14 protein-coding genes are annotated in these 17,145 nt (G+C 60.8%); 9 read left to right on the top strand and 5 right to left on the bottom strand.

Features of this window, described 5'->3' with window-relative positions; all coding sequences use genetic code 11:
• Positions 1-26: 26 nt before the first annotated feature.
• On the top strand, positions 27-5,132 hold the full coding sequence (locus BLQ09_RS16385) for a dermonecrotic toxin domain-containing protein (RefSeq protein WP_092357829.1): 5,106 nt from the start codon (positions 27-29) through the stop codon (positions 5,130-5,132).
• 20 nt (positions 5,133-5,152) lie between these two features.
• On the opposite strand, the gene BLQ09_RS16380 is transcribed toward BLQ09_RS16385, so the two are convergent.
• Positions 5,153-5,422, bottom strand: a complete 270-nt coding sequence (locus tag BLQ09_RS16380) for a PepSY domain-containing protein (RefSeq protein WP_034104642.1) — start codon at positions 5,420-5,422, stop codon at positions 5,153-5,155.
• 142 nt (positions 5,423-5,564) lie between these two features.
• Between BLQ09_RS16380 and BLQ09_RS16375 the strand changes: the two genes are divergently transcribed.
• The 7 genes from BLQ09_RS16375 (at position 5,565) to BLQ09_RS16345 (ending at position 11,578) form a co-directional block, all read left to right on the top strand.
• On the top strand, positions 5,565-6,560 hold the full coding sequence (locus BLQ09_RS16375) for a FecR family protein (protein WP_092357827.1): 996 nt from the start codon (positions 5,565-5,567) through the stop codon (positions 6,558-6,560).
• Between the two features lie 325 nt (positions 6,561-6,885).
• Complete coding sequence (locus tag BLQ09_RS16370) at positions 6,886-7,335, top strand: hypothetical protein (RefSeq protein WP_027606445.1); 450 nt, start codon at positions 6,886-6,888, stop codon at positions 7,333-7,335.
• The gene (locus BLQ09_RS16365; protein WP_027606446.1) at positions 7,335-7,886 is read left to right on the top strand and encodes a hypothetical protein; all 552 of its coding nucleotides are present in this window, start codon (positions 7,335-7,337) and stop codon (positions 7,884-7,886) included. The genes BLQ09_RS16370 and BLQ09_RS16365 overlap by 1 nt, the downstream gene beginning before the upstream one ends.
• Positions 7,887-7,953: 67 nt before the next feature.
• Positions 7,954-8,700, top strand: coding sequence for a hypothetical protein (locus BLQ09_RS16360; RefSeq protein WP_027606447.1), 747 nt, complete (start codon positions 7,954-7,956; stop codon positions 8,698-8,700).
• Between the two features lie 61 nt (positions 8,701-8,761).
• A complete protein-coding gene (locus BLQ09_RS16355) occupies positions 8,762-9,442 on the top strand; it encodes a C39 family peptidase (protein ID WP_027606448.1) in 681 nt (226 codons plus the stop codon).
• A 38-nt stretch (positions 9,443-9,480) separates the two neighbouring features.
• Positions 9,481-10,224: a hypothetical protein gene (locus BLQ09_RS16350; RefSeq protein WP_027606449.1), complete on the top strand. Its 744-nt coding sequence runs from the start codon at positions 9,481-9,483 to the stop codon at positions 10,222-10,224.
• Between the two features lie 49 nt (positions 10,225-10,273).
• Positions 10,274-11,578, top strand: coding sequence for a hypothetical protein (locus BLQ09_RS16345; RefSeq protein ID WP_027606450.1), 1,305 nt, complete (start codon positions 10,274-10,276; stop codon positions 11,576-11,578).
• Positions 11,579-11,659: 81 nt separating this feature from the next.
• On the opposite strand, the gene BLQ09_RS16340 is transcribed toward BLQ09_RS16345, so the two are convergent.
• A complete protein-coding gene (locus BLQ09_RS16340; protein ID WP_027606451.1) occupies positions 11,660-12,982 on the bottom strand; it encodes a sigma-54 dependent transcriptional regulator in 1,323 nt (440 codons plus the stop codon).
• Between the two features lie 344 nt (positions 12,983-13,326).
• Here BLQ09_RS16340 and BLQ09_RS16335 point away from each other — a divergent pair, with 344 nt between their 5' ends.
• Complete coding sequence (locus BLQ09_RS16335) at positions 13,327-13,587, top strand: hypothetical protein (protein ID WP_027606452.1); 261 nt, start codon at positions 13,327-13,329, stop codon at positions 13,585-13,587.
• 65 nt (positions 13,588-13,652) lie between these two features.
• Here BLQ09_RS16335 and BLQ09_RS16330 read toward each other — a convergent pair whose 3' ends face one another.
• Genes BLQ09_RS16330 through gnd form a run of 3 tightly spaced genes read right to left on the bottom strand, consistent with a single transcriptional unit; the run spans position 13,653 to position 17,022 of the window.
• Positions 13,653-14,477 carry an HAD family hydrolase gene (locus BLQ09_RS16330; protein WP_092357825.1) on the bottom strand — a complete coding sequence of 275 codons (825 nt, stop codon included), beginning with the start codon at positions 14,475-14,477 and terminating at the stop codon, positions 13,653-13,655.
• Complete coding sequence (gene zwf, locus BLQ09_RS16325; protein ID WP_092357823.1) at positions 14,474-15,997, bottom strand: glucose-6-phosphate dehydrogenase; 1,524 nt, start codon at positions 15,995-15,997, stop codon at positions 14,474-14,476. The genes BLQ09_RS16330 and zwf overlap by 4 nt, the downstream gene beginning before the upstream one ends.
• Positions 15,994-17,022 (bottom strand): phosphogluconate dehydrogenase (NAD(+)-dependent, decarboxylating), encoded by a 1,029-nt coding sequence (gene gnd / locus BLQ09_RS16320; RefSeq protein ID WP_223841635.1) that lies wholly within the window; start codon positions 17,020-17,022, stop codon positions 15,994-15,996. The genes zwf and gnd overlap by 4 nt, the downstream gene beginning before the upstream one ends.
• Between the last annotated feature and the right edge of the window lie 123 nt (positions 17,023-17,145).

The raw sequence follows: 17,145 nt of genomic DNA, 5'->3' as shown, positions 1-17,145 counted from the left end.
CGCGCCATACCGATGGAGAGTGCAGCATGGCAAACGTCACCCCACCTTATTTCTTCGAAGAACTGTTGCGCCCGGACCGACGCAAGGAACCGACGGAACGGGAGCGTGCGCTCGGGTTCACCGTCAAGGACCTTGATTGGCTGAACACGCTGTATTACGCCACTGACGCGATACGCATGGCGCCGACGGAAACCGGCTATCCCATGCGGGTGGAAAGGCTGCTGGTGGGCCTCGCCGACCAACCTGCCATCCCATTGGCCGGCGCCTTCGTGATGAGCCCGACACCCGACGAGGCCAAGACCGTGCTCTATACGCCCTACGGCGGCCTGGAGCTGTTCGCAAGCCACACCGGGTTGTTCGATGCACTCGGCGACCGCCTGGCTCAACCGCAGCACCGCGCCGACCTGCTGAGTTTCCTGTCGATCGACGAGCGGGATGGGCTTGGGGCGGACACACGACTGACAGTCACCACCGCAGTGATCCAGGGCGCAGTGATGGAGGACCAGGAACGCGTGATCCTCGCGGCCCAGCAGAAAAATGTGCTGGCGATGCTCGCCGAGCTGCGCAAACTCCCCAGCCTGCGCGAGATGCTCGACACCTTGCTCGGCATCATGGCCCGCACCTATTTTCCAGGAGTGAACCAGAGCAACACCCGGGTGAACTTTTTCCGCCGTGCGGCCACGGCCGAGGACATACACTGGGTCGCCTCCGAACCGCTGCGGGATGCGCTGTTGCGCTTCTATGTCCAGCAGGCCTGGCCCACGGACCAGACCCATACGTATTTCAACATCGGGCATGACACCCGGGCCTTCAGCGCCGAGCAACTGGCCCAGGAGCAACAGCGCTGGGACAGCGTGGTCGAACAAACCGCCAGCATTCTTTCAACGTTATTGAACAGCCTGCTGCAGACCTACTGGAACGAAGACTTTAAGGATGGCCAGTCGCGCGTGCGCTTCTTCAGCCGGGTCATGGCTGACAAGTTTCGCGCCGACCTGTTGTTCAAGCACCAGGCAACGGTCCTCAGCAGCGCTGAAAGCCTGCGGCTGCGCACGGTATTTCTTCCGGACCAGGCCGCGCGCAAAGCCGTTGACAGCCAGCTGAACATCGAAAAAGTGCGGGTGCATGCGCCTTTTCAGCATTACGTCGAGCTGGCCAGCACCCTGATGATCAGCACTGCCCACGCGTACCTCTACACCCAATCCCGTGGCTTGCAGGTACTCGCCGACCTCAAGGACCTCAACGACACCCTGCTGGCCATGCTCAAGACCGCGGGGCACGAAGACGAGTTGCTCAATTTCCTGTCCATGGATGAGCGCAGCGTATTCGTCGGCATGGATCAAATCCAGGTGACCGGAACACCTGTCGCCGGCGATGTGTTCCAGGAAACGGTCGCGGACATCGTCGCCAAACAGCTCGGCAACCTTGAGCATGCGCTCGGGCTTTATCGGCGCAGCGCAGGCAACGTCGACCTGGCCGCCCTGCTCGACAGCGCCCTGGACGTACGCAACATGCTCGACACTCGGTTGCTGGAGCAGGAAAGCGACGGACGCTGGTCCATCCATCCGATTAGCAGCGGCAATGGCCGCCCCTCCACCGTCCAGGCGGAAAAAGCCAGGCTGCACCTGCAACGACTGCAGGCGGTCGAGGCGGCAATGGCACGGGAGCGCAGCCAACTCCCAACCCTGCGCACCCTGGCCGCCCATGCCCTGCAGGTGGAGTTGAGCAGACGAAACCTGGACCTGCAGCCCGAAGACGTCTACATCAATACCTACCCCACCCAGGCCCAGGAGCGCGAAGAGCGCTTGCCCCAGGCGTCTTCGAGCATGGTCGAGCACTTTATCGCCCGCCTGGCCAGGCAAGCCGATGCCCTGCCCGCGTCCTACCTGACCTGGTTCTACGGCAAGCGCAGCGCCGGTGCCGCCTACAAACTGAACAACCTGACCCTCGCGACCTTCAACGCGATCATCGACCAGGTAGTGAGCACGTTTGCCCGCAATGACCTGCGCAGCTTGCCGAATGTGCTGCTGGAGAATAACCAGGCGCACCTGAGCCAGGGCATGCTGCAAGGCCTGAACGGCGAAGCGCAACTGCGGGCGCTGAACAAGAGCCTGTCGCCCGCCGGCCTGGCGTTGCTGGACAGCACGCTCCAGGCCGACAGCATGACCCGCCTCACCCGCCATGGCTTGAACGGCTTTATCCCGGATGCGTTCGGCCTGACTGTCCGCATCGGCTCGGATCCCACGCCCCATGCCCTGGCCAATTGTTTTGTATTGACCGAACGTGGCGGCCTGGACAACGTGCATTCAGGCATGGCGCTGTTGTGGACGCCCCATGGCGGCTATGAAGCCTTTGCATCGATCAAGGCCCTGCGCGATGACCTGGAGCAACGCCTGCAGCATCCCCGGCGGCGACTGCCCCTGATGGAAAACCTGCGCGTCTCCAAGCGCGTGCCCCATCAGGCCTGTCAGCTCGGCCCACTGCAACGTATCGACGATCACCTGCTGCATGACCGGCAACAGACCTACAGCGACTTCACCCGTGACGAGATCAATCATCTGTTCTGGATGGGACTGAAGGCCGCGCGTTTGCAGACCGGCATGGACAACCTGATCCGCCGCCCGCCACCGAGCAACCTGCCCAGGGCCATCGCCATCGCGCACGCGCTGGTCCGCCAGCAGGCGCTGCCGGTAGGGCTGGGCATGGCGCCACCCCACGAGCAAATCCTCCACGCCGAACTGCTGGAGCAATACCGCATCAGCGCACCGGACGCACGTGACTACCTGCACAGCATCACGCCGATGCGCAATGAAGCCCGGCGTGTGCTTGCGGAACTGCTCAACGCGCGTTTTCCGGGGCAAGTGGTCAATCCGGATAACGTATTGATACCCGGCCGTATCGACCTGAAAGGTAACGCCCAGACCCTGACGGACTTTGCCTTGCGGCACTTGCCCGAACTCAGTGGCGACGCCATACGGCCACGTTCGCGTACCGCCACGCCGCTGCCGGCGGCATTGGACGGCAATGCCATCGTGCAACTGGTGCGCCAACTGGATTTGAAACGCCTCTACCAGGCCCGGCTCACCCCTCTTCTCAAGGGTCAGTCCGAAGAGGCCCGCGAACGGCGTCGATTGTTCTGCCGGCAATTGCCCTGGCAATTGCTGCAATACGCCCATGGGCAAACCCTCGATGAGCGGCTGTCCGCCTCGGCCTGGAGCTATATCCAGCAAGCCTTCGACATGCCCGATGCGGTGGCGCGGGCCGCCGTGCGTGGCGCGACCGCGATCGTTCGTCCGCTTGAGTTGATCGCCACCGAGGGCGCGGCGCGGGTCAAGGCGCTGGGCTGCTACCTGATCGGGCCGGCCGCCGGCGTCCGCGGCCCACTGGTCCTGTACGCGCCCTACAGTCCCAGGCATCTATTGCGCGAATACGCGGATGAAGCCGCGCTGCTCCATGAATTCACCACCCCGGGCGCACTGCAGGATTGGATAGTCGGGCAGCTGGATGCGCCCCATCAAGCGACTTACCGCAACTTGCTGGGCGAGCGTTGGAGCCAAGGATTGTCCGAGATTCGTCTTGGCGTATCGCCCATCGGCGGCAACCTGCTGAACCAGTTGTTCGATGACAATAGTGAGATGCTGCTGCGGATGCTGGCCCGCCAGTTCGAGCGATTGGGCAGCGCCCAATGGGACGCGGTCACCAGCCTGTTCAGCGAGGAAATCCCCAAGGGCCTGCAATTGCTGGCCGGCAAGCTCGCCTATCCGCTGGTGGTGTGGCGCAGCTATGAATTGTTCAAGGCCTCCGCTGAAGACCTGCAGCAACATCGCTGGCAACACGCGCTCAAGACCTTTGCCGCCGGGGTGGCCGAGCTGGCCTCTTTGCGCAGGGACATGGACAAGGCCTTTGCGCCCTCACCCGATAGGTCGGCTGACCTGGACCTGACCGCTCCCGGGCGTACCCATTTGCAAGCGTTTGAAAACCATGGGGTGGCCTTGGCTGATTTGAAGCAAGTTTCACCCAACAGCCCCTATCGAGATGAGACCGGCACCCGCGATTTTGTCGCGGTGGCAGGCAAGGTCTACCCGGTGAAAAAAGCCGGGCAACGCTGGCGCCTGAGCAACGGCGAGTTGCACGGCCCTTATGTACAACACCATGCCCAGGGCGGCTGGACACTGGACCTGGATCGACATCATCCACGCTACGGAAAAACCTTGAGTCGCTACACCGGCAGGGTGCAAACACGGGCGGCCGAGCGCGATGCCATCAATATCGAAGCGGCGGGCATGCGGGAAATTGCGGCGTTGTCGAGTTGGAAAGCCCAGTGCATCGATGAAGCGCTCAATGTCGCGACGTACTATGCGGTCACCTGCAAGCGCAACCTCCTGCACTTTGCCACGCACCTGGACCCCAACAGTCGTGCCGGGCGGTTTTTCAGTGAGTTGTTCGGCGTGATCACGCTGACCTCCGATCAAGTGCAAAGAGTCGAGCGACGCGTCGACGAACTGCTCGATGAGTTGACCAATCACACCCTGATCGGTCCCGACTCACAGCGTTTTGTCGCCGGCACCCATCGCTATAGCCCACACGACACGTTTGCCTTCGTGCTGCCCAATGACACGGAGCAGAAAATCTATTTGCTCGATCGCTTCTTCGACCCGCACATGGATATCTACCAAAACCGTCTGAACACGCCCTTCAACCTCTCTGCCCATGCACGGGCAACGGTGCTGATTCACGAAATCACCCACATCAAATCCTTGACCGAAGACCTGGCCTACCTGGACAGCATGCGGCCGTTCCACGACCTGATCAATGTCAGCATCCGCGGCGCCAGGCCGATGCAGACCGACCTGGCCGACTTGCGTGAGACCGCCTTGTCCACCCTCACGCCCGCCGCCCTGCTGTTCAAGACCTGGGACGATTTTTCCCAGGAATGGGAAGACTTCGGCAGCAACCGCGGGACCACACCGGCCAAGGACAAGGTGCTGAGCACCACCGGCACTCGCACCCTCAGTGATGCCCGTGCCATCTTCATGAGCGACGCCGATAAACGTATCGATACCATTCTGGCGAATGCCGACTCGGTGACCTACATGATCAGCCAACTCGGCCGGGAACTGGATGCGGGAGCCTGAACAGGCTCCCGGCGGGTCTATCAGTCTTTCTGGTCACGCAGGATATTGCCCGAAGCGCCATCGATGCGCGCTTCATACACGGTGCCGTCTGACTTGCGGCCCTTGACTTCCCAATAGCCGTTGTCATCGGCTTCGGCCGCATAGACTTCGATGTAGCCGGCCTTGGTCTTGGCCACTTCAATCGCCTTTTCAATGGTGATCCAGCCCGCACCGGGCTTATCGGCCATGGCGGCGCCGGCACTGAGCAGCGCGGTGGTTGCACACAGGGCGACTAAGGTTTTCTTCAGCATATTCGTACTCCATTGTGGGAATGTCCTGAATTTTTTAGGTCCTGGCAAATAAGAATAAGTTCCAATTGATGTGCAATCGCCATGACGCCTGTTCTCGCGGTCCACCTCGGGAGGTTAGAATGTGCGAAATCAGGATGAGTTAATGAGCGAAAAGTCCGTTTCAGAAGCCGAATATGACGCCATCACCGACGCCGCCGCGCATTGGTGCATGCGCCTGCACGCCAGTGATTGCACCGCGGATGAACGTCAGGCTTTTGCGCAATGGCATGACTCCCATCCGCTGCACGCCTTTGAATACGCGGCCATGCTGGAAATCTGGGACGTCGCCGACCACCTGCCGCGCCACGAGATCCCGTCGGTGGTGGTGCCGTTCAAGCCGCGCAGCCGGCTGCGCACCTACGCGGTCGCGGCGGCGATCTGCCTGGTCGCCTTGCCTCTGGCCGCCTTCACTGGCTGGGAAGCCGGCTGGCTGCCGAGTTCCTATGAGCGTTTCCAGGCCGCCAACGGCTTGCGCCAGGTCACCCTGGGCGACGGCAGCCAGGTGGAACTCAACCTGGGCACCGAGCTGGTCTACAGCAACTACAAGGATCAGCGCCGCGTCACGTTGAACAAGGGCGAGGCGTTCTTCAAAGTCAGCCATGACAGCGCCCATCCGTTTATCGTGCACGCAGGCGAAGGCCAGGTGCGCGTCACGGGCACCCAGTTCAACGTCTGGAAGTATGAAGACCAGGTGCGGGTCACGTTGCTCGAAGGCTCGGTGCAGATTGCCAGCGACGCGTTACACGGCAGCGTGCCCCTGACGCCGGGCATGCAGGCCAGCTACCAACAGGGCGATGCAACGCCGCGCATACAGGCAATCACCGCCAATGACAGCGCCCTGGCCTGGCGCCAGGGCAAGCTGGTGCTCGACAACCTGGCGCTGGTGGATGCGTTGCCGTTGATCAACCGCTACCTGAACAAACCGGTGATGCTGGCAGACGCCAACACCGGGACGATTCGCATCGGCGGCATCTACAACATCACCGAGGTCAATAACCTCATCCCCTCCTTGCCCAAGGTCTTGCCGGTCTATCTGACCCAGAACCAGGATGGCAACCCCGTACTCAATTCCATCCCGCGTAAATCCCCCAAAGGCTGAGCTTGCCCCCGGCTCGGGCGTCGTTGCGCCTGAAGTGTCCATTTTTGAGACACTCGACTCCCCTGGACCGCCCCTGTGGTGCGGATTCATCGTTTTGTCATAGGCAGTGTTACAACGCTGATACAGCTTGGTGAATCGTTTGTGGTACGGCGCTGTGTGTATGCCTGGGCGGCAGGTGTCTCAGCGCTGAAACAGCACTGACATCACTTCGCCCACAAACAACTCCAAGCCATTGAATAACAACGGTAAATAAAAAGCGGCACGGCTTCTGCTCTATCCCTTGCAGCGCTGTTTAGGGTCAGCGCGACGAATAAGGAATGCCGCCGTGGCCACACTCACTCAAGGTTCGATGAACGTGCTGCTGATCAGCTGTGTACTCAGCGTCGGCATCAGTGTTCCCAGCTTTGCAGAGGATGGCGTGATCGTGACAGGGCGCAACGTACAGGCTCATATGTACGGCCGCGCCGCCTTCGGTAAAGACCCCTACCCCACCACCGCCAACGCCAACCCCAGCCGGGACATCATCGGTGCCACTGGCGAGCTCAGTGATATGGATATCGGCGGCATCAGCAGCGGCTCAAGCATTGTCCGCGCAGTTCAGACCAACGGCACCTTGACCGGCCTGCACGCCACACAAAACAGCATGTCCACCCTGGGGGCCGGCTCCGCTGCGGGCCACGGTGCGGGCAGCGGCATGGGCGGGCAGATCAGCGACTCGGTCCAGCGCGGCATGGCGCCGTTGAATAACATCGGCAGCATGCTGGGGGGCAAGTGATGAATCGTTCCCTGCTCGTTCTCGCCCTGTTGGCCAGCGCCCCGGCATTCGCCGACGACACGGCGGTGATCCACAACAGCGGCCAACAATACCAGGGTGTCGTGTCGATCAACCAGGCGGCCGGCAACCAGCAACAAATGTCCAACAGCCGCGCCATCGCGCTCGGTGGCCAGGCCACCAACGTCAACATCCAGCGCCTCGACGGCAGTGTCGACCCGTCCCTGAACGCCAGGGCGGCGATCCAGGGCAGCTCATTTACCAACGGCAACGGTGTACTGGGCATCAACCAGTCGGCCGGGGCCAATAACCAATCCATCAATGCCGTGCGGATCAGCATCAACCCTGGCCCGCAAAGCATCGATGACAGCGTCCTGTTGCAACAGAACACCACGACGCTGGCAACCGACTCAGGGCTCACCCCCACCACTGGCAGCCGCCTTGTCGTTACGAGCGACCAGGCCTTCACAGGCAGCCGAGGAGTGATTCAGGTGAACCAGAGTGCCGGGGTGGGGAACCGAGTGGCTAACACCCTGGGCATCACTATCAAGTAAACGCTTGGTAGCACTCGTTAGACCGTACCAACACTTAACCAACTAATTAGAAGCAAGGAGAAACACCATGAAACCTCAAATGGCTCTGAAACCACTGGTTTTCGCACTGGCCGCACTCATGGCTGCTGCTGCTCAAGCAGGTGGTGGCTGGCACCCTGCACCTCAACCCACCGGTGTGGTTGCCTCTGTGGTGACCGATGTGCAGAACAGCGTGGGCAACAAGTTCGATGACACCAAAACCGAAAACAACGCCTCCGCCGACGGCTCGGTCACCAGCAACAGCGGTAACACCGGGGTCAACGTACAGGCGGGCAGTGGTAACCAGGCCGACAACTCCGGCGCCATCTCCAGTGCCAAAGGTGACTTTGCAACGGTATTCGCTGTCGTCGATGTCAATCAAAACAGCGGGCTCAACAACTTCGTCAACAAAGGCACCCAGAACAACGCCTCGTTGGATAACTCGGCTAACGGGAACTCCGGCAACCTGGGTTACAACGGCCAGGCCGGTCAAGGCAACCAGGGTAAAAACAACCTGGCAATCACCACCGCTGATGGCAAAAACATCGCAGCGGCCGCCAACACCGAGCAAAACTCGCTCGCCAACAGCTACCTGAACACTGCCGCTACCAGCTACGGGTATGGCCATGGCAGCAAAGCCCAATACGTGTCCAACAACTCCAGCCTCGACAACTCGGTTAACCGCAACTCCGGCAATGTGGGTGTGAACCTGCAATCCGGTTCGGGCAACCAAGGCAGCAACAGCCTGTCGATCGGTCAAGGTTGCAGCGTCTGCGCCAGCGGCGTGCGCTTCTGATCCAACGGGGCCTTGGCAACAAGGCCCTTTTTTATTCCAGTGTCCAGCAGGTCACACGATCATGCGCCTCGCGACCCTCACCCTCCTGATGCTGCTCACCGGCCCGACCTGGGCAGGCACCATGGCGATCTCCGCCCTGCCTGGCGGTACAGTGATCTACAAGAAGGTCGAGAGTATTCGTGAACGCCGGTTCGCCAACCTGGTGGAACAGAAAACCGATTTCAGCTGCGGTGCTGCGGCACTCGCTACCATTCTGCGCCAGGGTTATTGGCTGGATGTAGACGAAGATCACGTCATCAAAGGCATGCTGGTCAATGCCGACCAGGACCTGGTGCGTACCCAGGGCTTTTCCATGCTGGACATGAAGCGCTACCTCGAAAGCATCGGCATGCGTGCCCGGGGCTACAAAATCGCGCCAGAAACACTGGTCACCGTAAGGATCCCCGTGGTGGTCCTGCTGGAAATTCGTGGCTACAAGCACTTCGTGGTGATGCAGCGGGCCGACAAGGACTGGGTCTATATCGGCGACCCGGTACTGGGCCATAAGCGCTATTCCCATGATGACTTCGTCAAGGGCTGGAACGGCATCGTGTTCGCCGTGCTGGGTGAAGGTTACGACAAGGCCAACGCCCTGCTCGACCCGCCCACGCCACTGACCGCCAAGAACCAGTTGAATGAGTTCAGGCCCGTAGGCGATGCCGAGCTGATGGATTTCGGTTTTATCCAGAGCGACTTCTTCTAAGAAGCGCAATAAGGGGCAGGACGCTCCAGGAGCAAAAGATGAACACTTCCCGTTGGCTGACGGTCTTGTGTCTGGCAGCCTCAATGCCCGCTTATGCTTCGTCGGGGTTCAAACCCATCGAGCTCAAGGATTCGGAAATGGCCGACCTGCGCGGTCGTTACGTGATGCCGGGACGGATCATCAGCTTCGGCATTGTCATGAGCAGCACCTGGACCAACGCCGTGGGTGACACCATCACCGGCAAGGCCAGCATGCAGATCGATTCGTCGACCATCACCCCGCAATTCTACGTACAAACCACCGGCTCGACCGGCAACGGCACGAACCCGAACACCGGCACCGGCACGGTAACCGGCGGCGCCGGCCTGGGCAGCGGCCAGGGTGTGACACAAAGCGTACGCACCGCCGGCGATGGCAACACCGCCTACAACAATGTGGGCATCACCGTCGAGAACGGTTTTGCGCCCTCCAACATCGTGCAATCAGGACAGGTGCTGGTCGCCGGCGGCACGGTGACCGGTGACAGCGCGGCAGGCCGCGTGAGCGTGTCGGCCAACAACGGTGGCTTGCAGATGGCGATCCAGGCCAACCACAACCAGGGCAACAGCCTGCAGCAGATCGGCGGCGGGAATGTGCTGCAAGGCACGGTGCTGACCGGCAACACTAACTTCGTCAACAACATGACCCAACTTAACGTCGTGATGAACAACAACGGTTTGAACAACGGTGCGTTGAACTGCAATCTGGATCAACTCAAAGCCCTACGCACGCTCGGTTATTGAACTACGCTGACCGTCGACACTTACGCATTAGAAAAGGACGGCTTATTTCATGCATCGATCGTTATCGCTCCGTGCTGTGATCTGTTTAAGTACGCTCTTGCCCGCATCCGTTCTGTATGCAGCGCCAGACAGCGACATCGAAACCCTCAAACGGGAACTCCTGGAACTCAAGCAGCGGTACGAAGTGCAGCAAAAAGCGCTGGCCGTGCTGGAGCAGCGCGTGCGTCAGGTCGAAGACCAACCGGCAACCCCGGCCCCCAAACGCCTGGCCAAGTCGCCGGCAGACTTTCAAAAAGCCAACGGCACCACCGTCGCGGGCACGGGGGCCGCGGCGGCATCCGGTGGGGCGGGGGGCGGCGGCAGTTCCTACGGCCAGTCCCTCAAGGATGATTCGGCCCCGGCGCAAAGTGTCAGTAACCTCTATAACGAAGCCAGCGGCTTTTTCGGCAACGGCAAGTTCAGCTTCGAAACCGGCGTTACCTATGCCCGTTACGACGCCCGTCAGTTGACCCTCAACGGGTTCCTGGCGCTGGACTCGATTTTCCTCGGCAATATCAACCTGGACCGAATCAAGTCCGATAACTGGACCCTGGACCTGACCGGGCGCTACAACGTCGATAACCGTTGGCAGTTCGACGTGAACGTGCCGGTGGTGTACCGCGAGTCGACTTACCAGTCTGCCGGTGCCGGCAACAACGGCACCGCCACATCGGAACAATCGGTCACCCGCGACCCGACCATCGGCGACGTCAACTTCGGCGTGGCCTACAAGTTCCTCGACGAAACCCCCACCCTGCCGGATGCGGTGGTGTCGGTGCGGGTCAAGGCGCCCACCGGCAAAGAACCGTTTGGTATCAAGCTGATCAATACACCCGGCAACGACAACCTGTTCGTGCCGGAAAGCCTGCCTACGGGCAATGGCGTGTGGTCGATCACTCCGGGCATTTCCCTGGTCAAGACCTTCGATCCTGCCGTGTTATTCGGCTCGCTGTCCTACACCCATAACTTCGAAGAATCCTTCGATGACATCAGCAGTGACGTCAACCAGAAGGTCGGCGGCAAGGTCAGCCTGGGCGACAGCTTCCAGTTCGGGGTCGGCGTGGCCTTTGCCCTCAACGAGAAGATGAGTATGTCGTTCTCGGTGTCCGACCTGGTGCAGCGCAAGAGCAGGCTCAAGCCCAACGGCGGCGACTGGCAATCGGTGGTTTCCAGCGATGCCAACGCCGGTTATTTCAACGTGGGGATGACCATTGCCGCGTCGGATAACCTGACCATCGTGCCGAACCTGGCAATCGGCATGACAGACGATGCGCCGGACTTTACGTTCAGCTTGAAATTCCCGTATTACTTCTAACCCGACCGCTACAGAATCCGGTGCACAAGGAAAAGCCCCGCAACGATAAGGGTCGTTGCGGGGCTTTTCGGTTTACCCGCCCTAGCGGATCTGGTGTTTGTGCAGCAACCGGTAGAACGTCGGCCGGGAAATCCCCAGCACACGGGCCGCGACACTCAGGTTGTCGCTGTGCCGATTGAGCACATCGCACAGCGCCTGGCGTTCAGCACGGTGCTTATAGTCTTCCAGTGTAGCCATGGGTGGCGAAATTGCCTGTTCGCCCAGCAATCCCAGATCGGCGGCTTCGATCTGGCGCCCTTCGGCGAGTACCAGGCCGCGGCGCACGCGGTTGGCCAGTTCGCGCACATTGCCCGGCCACGGGTGTTGCCCCATGGCCACCAGGGCGTCATCGCTGAAGCTGCGGGGGCGGCGGCCGGTTTCCTGGCTGTAGAAGCGTGAAAAGTGGTTGGCCAGCATCGCCACATCACCATGGCGCTCGCGCAAGGGCGCGGTGACCACCTGCAGCACATTGAGCCGGTAGTACAAGTCTTCGCGGAAAGCGCCCTTGGCGACGGCCGCCTCAAGGTCGACGTGGGTGGCCGCCAACACCCGCACGTCCACCGGAATCGGCTGGCTGCCGCCGACCCGCTCGACCTGCTTTTCCTGGAGAAAGCGCAGCAGGTTGGCTTGCAGTTCCATGGGCAAATCGCCGATTTCATCGAGGAACAGGGTGCCGCCATGGGCCGCTTCGATGCGCCCGACCTTGCGTTGATGGGCGCCGGTAAACGCGCCCTTCTCATGGCCGAACAGTTCGGATTGGATCAGGTGTTCAGGAATGGCGCCGCAGTTGATCGCGACAAAGGGCCTGGCATGGCGCTGGGATTGGCGGTGCAGGGTCTTGGCCACCAGCTCCTTGCCGGTGCCGCTGTCGCCACGGATCAGTACCGGGGACTCCGTGGGCGCCAGCTTGGACAATAATTTGCGTAACTCACGAATGGGGCGGCTTTCCCCCAGCAACTCGTGCCCTTCATCTACCGGGGTGTGACCCTTGCCACGCAGGCGCGCCATGCCAAACGCGCGGCCCAGGGTCACCTGCACCCGCGCCACGTCGAATGGCAGGGTATGGAAGTCGAAAAACCACTCGCAGACGAAGTCCCCCACATTTTGCAGGCGCAACACATCCTGGCTGAGTACGGCGATCCACTCGGTGCCACTACGACTGATCAGTTCCTTGACCGCTTCAGGCCGCTCCAGATGATAGGGCTGCAGGCGCAATAGGCCGACATCGCATGAGCGCTCTCCTACCGATTCCAATGTGCAACTGTCGACATCCCACCCGGCCGTACGCAAACCGGGCAGCAACCCGTGGCAGTCGTCACAGGGGTCAACCACGAGCAAACGACGTTGGACGAGGGGCACACCCATGACTGATCCTTGGCGTCAAAAATCACTAAAGTTATTTAGAAACAACAGTTTGTAATGGTTGCCGATAACCCTAGCAAGATCTTGACAGCGTGCTTGTATCGTTTCGCTATAAGTGCGGACAAAAAGCCACTACTCGCGTTTGCAGGTCAAAAAGTTGCGTCTTCGCAAAACTTTCAATCAGCTTTCAAAACAGCCGCTTACATGACGTCCATCAGGAAAAGTTGAAATTTGTTGCTCTAACATGTGACCCGCACCCCGTCATCGCGCATCAGTACAAGTAACCCGCCGCACGGTCAGCCCAACCGCCGGTACTCACTTGAATGGGCATTTAGAGAGAGACCCACATGAACGCCCCGCTCCGCATCAACGAAGCTCTTTTGATCGCAGACCGTGCTTTCCAGCCCTTTCAATGCGTGGCCTGGCACGATGGCAATGGCGCCCTGAGCCTGAGTGTCATCGACCGCACCAATAACCGTATCGGCAGCAAACAGCTGTCGTCGAACACCTATAGCGACCCGGCGCAATTGGAAGACTTGCTGTTGCAGGCCCGCGCCGAACTCGACAAAGATGGCTACCAGTTGCAGTCCTGGGCCATGCCGAAGTAAATCGCGGCTAACTTGCGATCACTGCAAAACAGTGATCGCAAGTTGCACAATGGAACTTAAGACGCTTATCGCGCCGCTAGAATAAACCGTTCGATTGCTTCCGCAGCGCCCTCCTCGACATTGCTGCCGGTGACCACGCTGGCCTGGCGCTTGACGGCTTCTTCCGCCTGCCCCATGGCAATCGACAGCCCGGCCACCTGAAACATCGCCGGATCGTTCCCCCCGTCCCCGATGGCCGCCGTCTGCTCCAGCGGCACCCCAAGGTGCGCCGCCAGGGTCTTCAACGCCTCGCCCTTGTTGGCCAGCATGGCCGTCACATCCAGGTAAATCGGCTGCGAACGCGACACCTGGGCCAAGCCCTGGACCTTGGGCTGCAATTGCGCTTCCAACGCCACCAGCAATTGGGTGTCGTTGCTCGCGGCGACGATCTTGTCGATACGCTCCAGGTAGGGTTCGAAACTTTCCACCACCACCGGCCCATAACCCAGGCCATGGGCTTCCCGCGGTTCCACCGGCCCTGGCGGACCACGGCGCAGCCAGTCGCCGTCGGCAAACACCCAGACTTCCACATCCGGCTCGGCCGAGAACAGCGCCAAGGTCACCAGCGCCGCCTCCGCCGGCAGGTGGTGGGCAACCAGGATGCTGCCATCCGGGTTGATCAAGGTGCCACCGTTGAAGCCCGCCACCGGCACATCGATCCCGAATGTCTCGATCAGGTGCAGCATGGCCTTGGGCGGTCGCCCGCTGGCCAGGCTGAAAAACACCCCGGCCTCGCGCAGGGCGCTCACCGCGTCGACAGTACGCTGGCTCAGGCGGTGATCCGGATGCAGCAAGGTGCCGTCCACGTCGCTGAGGATAAAACGGATGGGATGAATCGCTGCATCACTCATCCGAGCGAGTGCCAGGTGCGGCCATCGCGCGCCAGCAACCCATCAGCCGCTGCGGGCCCGTCTTCACCGGCCTTGTAGGTCTGGATCCCGTCGTCCTCCTTCCATGCATCGAGGAACGGTTGCACTGCTCGCCAGCCGTTTTCGATGTTGTCGGCGCGCTGGAACAAGGTCTGGTCGCCGGTCATGCAGTCGTAGATCAGGGTTTCGTACCCGGTCGACGGTTGCATCTCGAAGAAGTCCTTGTAGGCAAAGCCCAGCTGGATGTTGGCCATGTCGAGGGTCGGCCCGGGCTTTTTCGCCAGCAGGTCGAACCACATGCCTTCGTTGGGCTGGATCTGGATCTTCAAGTAGGTGGGCTTGACCTCGTCCACCTCGGTGTCACGGAATTGCGCATAGGGCGCCGGCTTGAAGCAGATCACGATCTCGGTGTCGCGCACGCTCATGCGCTTGCCGGTGCGCAGGTAGAACGGCACGCCGACCCAGCGCCAGTTATCGATCATCACCTTGAGGGCGACGAAGGTCTCGGTGCTGCTGTCGGGAGCGACGTTGGCTTCTTCGCGGTAGCCGGGCAGTGGCTTGCCGGCGATTTCGCCCGCGGTGTATTGCCCGCGCACCGAGTTGGCCCGCGCGTCTTCCAGGGACCACGGGCGTACCGCGCCGATGACCTTGGCCTTTTCACCGCGCACCGCATCGGCACCAAAGGCAGCCGGGGGCTCCATGGCCACCATCGCCAGCAGCTGGAACAGGTGGTTGGGCACCATATCGCGCAGGGTGCCGGTTTTTTCGAAGAAATTGCCTCGCGTCTCCACGCCGACGGTTTCGGCGGCGGTGATTTGCACGTGGTCGATGTAATGGTTGTTCCAGAACGCTTCGAACAGCACGTTGGAGAAACGGCTGATGAGGATGTTCTGCACCGTCTCCTTACCCAGGTAATGGTCGATGCGATAGATCTGCTTCTCGCTCATCACCTTGAGCAGGCTGGCGTTCAACGCTTCGGCGGTGGCCAGGTCGGAGCCGAAGGGCTTCTCGATCACCACGCGCCGGAAACTGTCATCGGTTTCCGTCAACAGGCCGGCACTGCCCAGGCGCTGCACCACGTCACTGAAGAAGCGCGGTGCGGTGGCCAGGTAGAACACCGCGTTGCCGGTACCGCTGCCGGCGATCTTCTTGCCGATGTCGGCGTAGGTGCTGTCATCGAGGAAATCGCCCTCGACGTAGCTGATGCCTTTGGCCAGTTGCGCCCACAATGCCGGATCGAGGGCGTTATCCCCATTGCCCTTGACCTTGCTCGCCGCCTCGGTGCGGATAAAATCCTCGAGTTTCTGGGCGAAGTCGGCATCGCTGATGGCGTTGTGATCGACGCCAACGATACGCAGGCCATCGCCCAGCAAGCCATCACGACTGAGGTTGTACAGCGCCGGCATCAGCAGGCGCTTGACCAGGTCGCCATGGGCGCCAAACAGAAACAGGGTGGTGGGTGGAGCAGGTTCGGCCTTGAGTTTCTTGCCGTTGGCGGTCATTTTTTGGAAGTCTCCACGTGGCCGCCAAAGCCAAAGCGCATGGCAGACAGCATCTTGTCACCGTAGGTGCTCTGCTGGCGCGAGCGGAACCGCGCGAACAACGACGTGGACAGTACCGGCACCGGTACGGCTTGCTCCATGGCGGCTTCGATGGTCCAGCGGCCTTCGCCACTGTCGGCCACGGAACCGGAGTAACCGTCCAGCTTGGGGTCGGTGGCCAGGGCGTCGGCGGTCAGGTCCAGCAACCAGGACGAGACCACGCTGCCACGGCGCCAGACTTCGGCGATATCGGCAACGTTGAGGTCGAAGCGCTGGTCTTCGGGCAGGTTTTCCGAGTTCTTGGTCTTGAGGATGTCAAAACCCTCGGCAAACGCCTGCATCATCCCGTACTCGATGCCGTTGTGGATCATCTTGACGAAATGCCCGGAGCCCGCCGGGCCGGCGTGGATGTAGCCCTGCTCGGCACGCTTGTCAGCCGACGCGGAACGGTCCTTGGTGCGCGGGATGTTGCCCAGGCCCGGTGCCAGGCTGGCGAAGATCGGGTCGAGGCGCTGCACCGTCTCGGTGTCGCCGCCGATCATCATGCAGTAGCCACGCTCCAGGCCCCAGACGCCGCCGGAGGTACCGACATCGACATAGTGCAGGCCCTTTTGCGCCAGGGCCTTGCCGCGACGCACGTCATCCTTATAGTTGGTGTTGCCGCCGTCGATGATCACGTCACCGTCTTCCAGCAGCTCACTGAGTTCATTGATGGTGTTTTCGGTGGGGTCGCCTGCCGGCAACATCACCCAGACGGCACGGGGTTTCTGCAGCCCGGCCACCAGGGCCTTCAAGTCGGCAACGCCGGTGGCGCCTTCTTCGCTCAAACCTTTGACAAATGCTTCGTTACGGTCGTAAACAACGGTGGTATGCCCATTGAGCATCAGGCGCCGTGCAATATTCCCGCCCATGCGGCCTAGTCCGATAATCCCCAGTTGCATGTGCTGATGCTCCCAACTACTGAATAAATGTGTGACATAGTTTATAGCGCAATGAGGCTAATGAGGGTTAGTCCAGGGCAGATCCGTGTAGTTTCATGGGAAAAAATTGCCATCGTTTCACCATCACGCCTCCGAAAGTCACACGACCACCAAAAATAAAAAAGTTCC

The sequence above is a fragment of the Pseudomonas sp. NFACC25 genome, from assembly GCF_900100935.1.
Classification (GTDB): domain Bacteria; phylum Pseudomonadota; class Gammaproteobacteria; order Pseudomonadales; family Pseudomonadaceae; genus Aquipseudomonas; species Aquipseudomonas marginalis.
The sequence above is the reverse complement of the archived record's forward strand: the minus strand, read 5'-3'. Positions and strand labels throughout refer to the sequence as shown.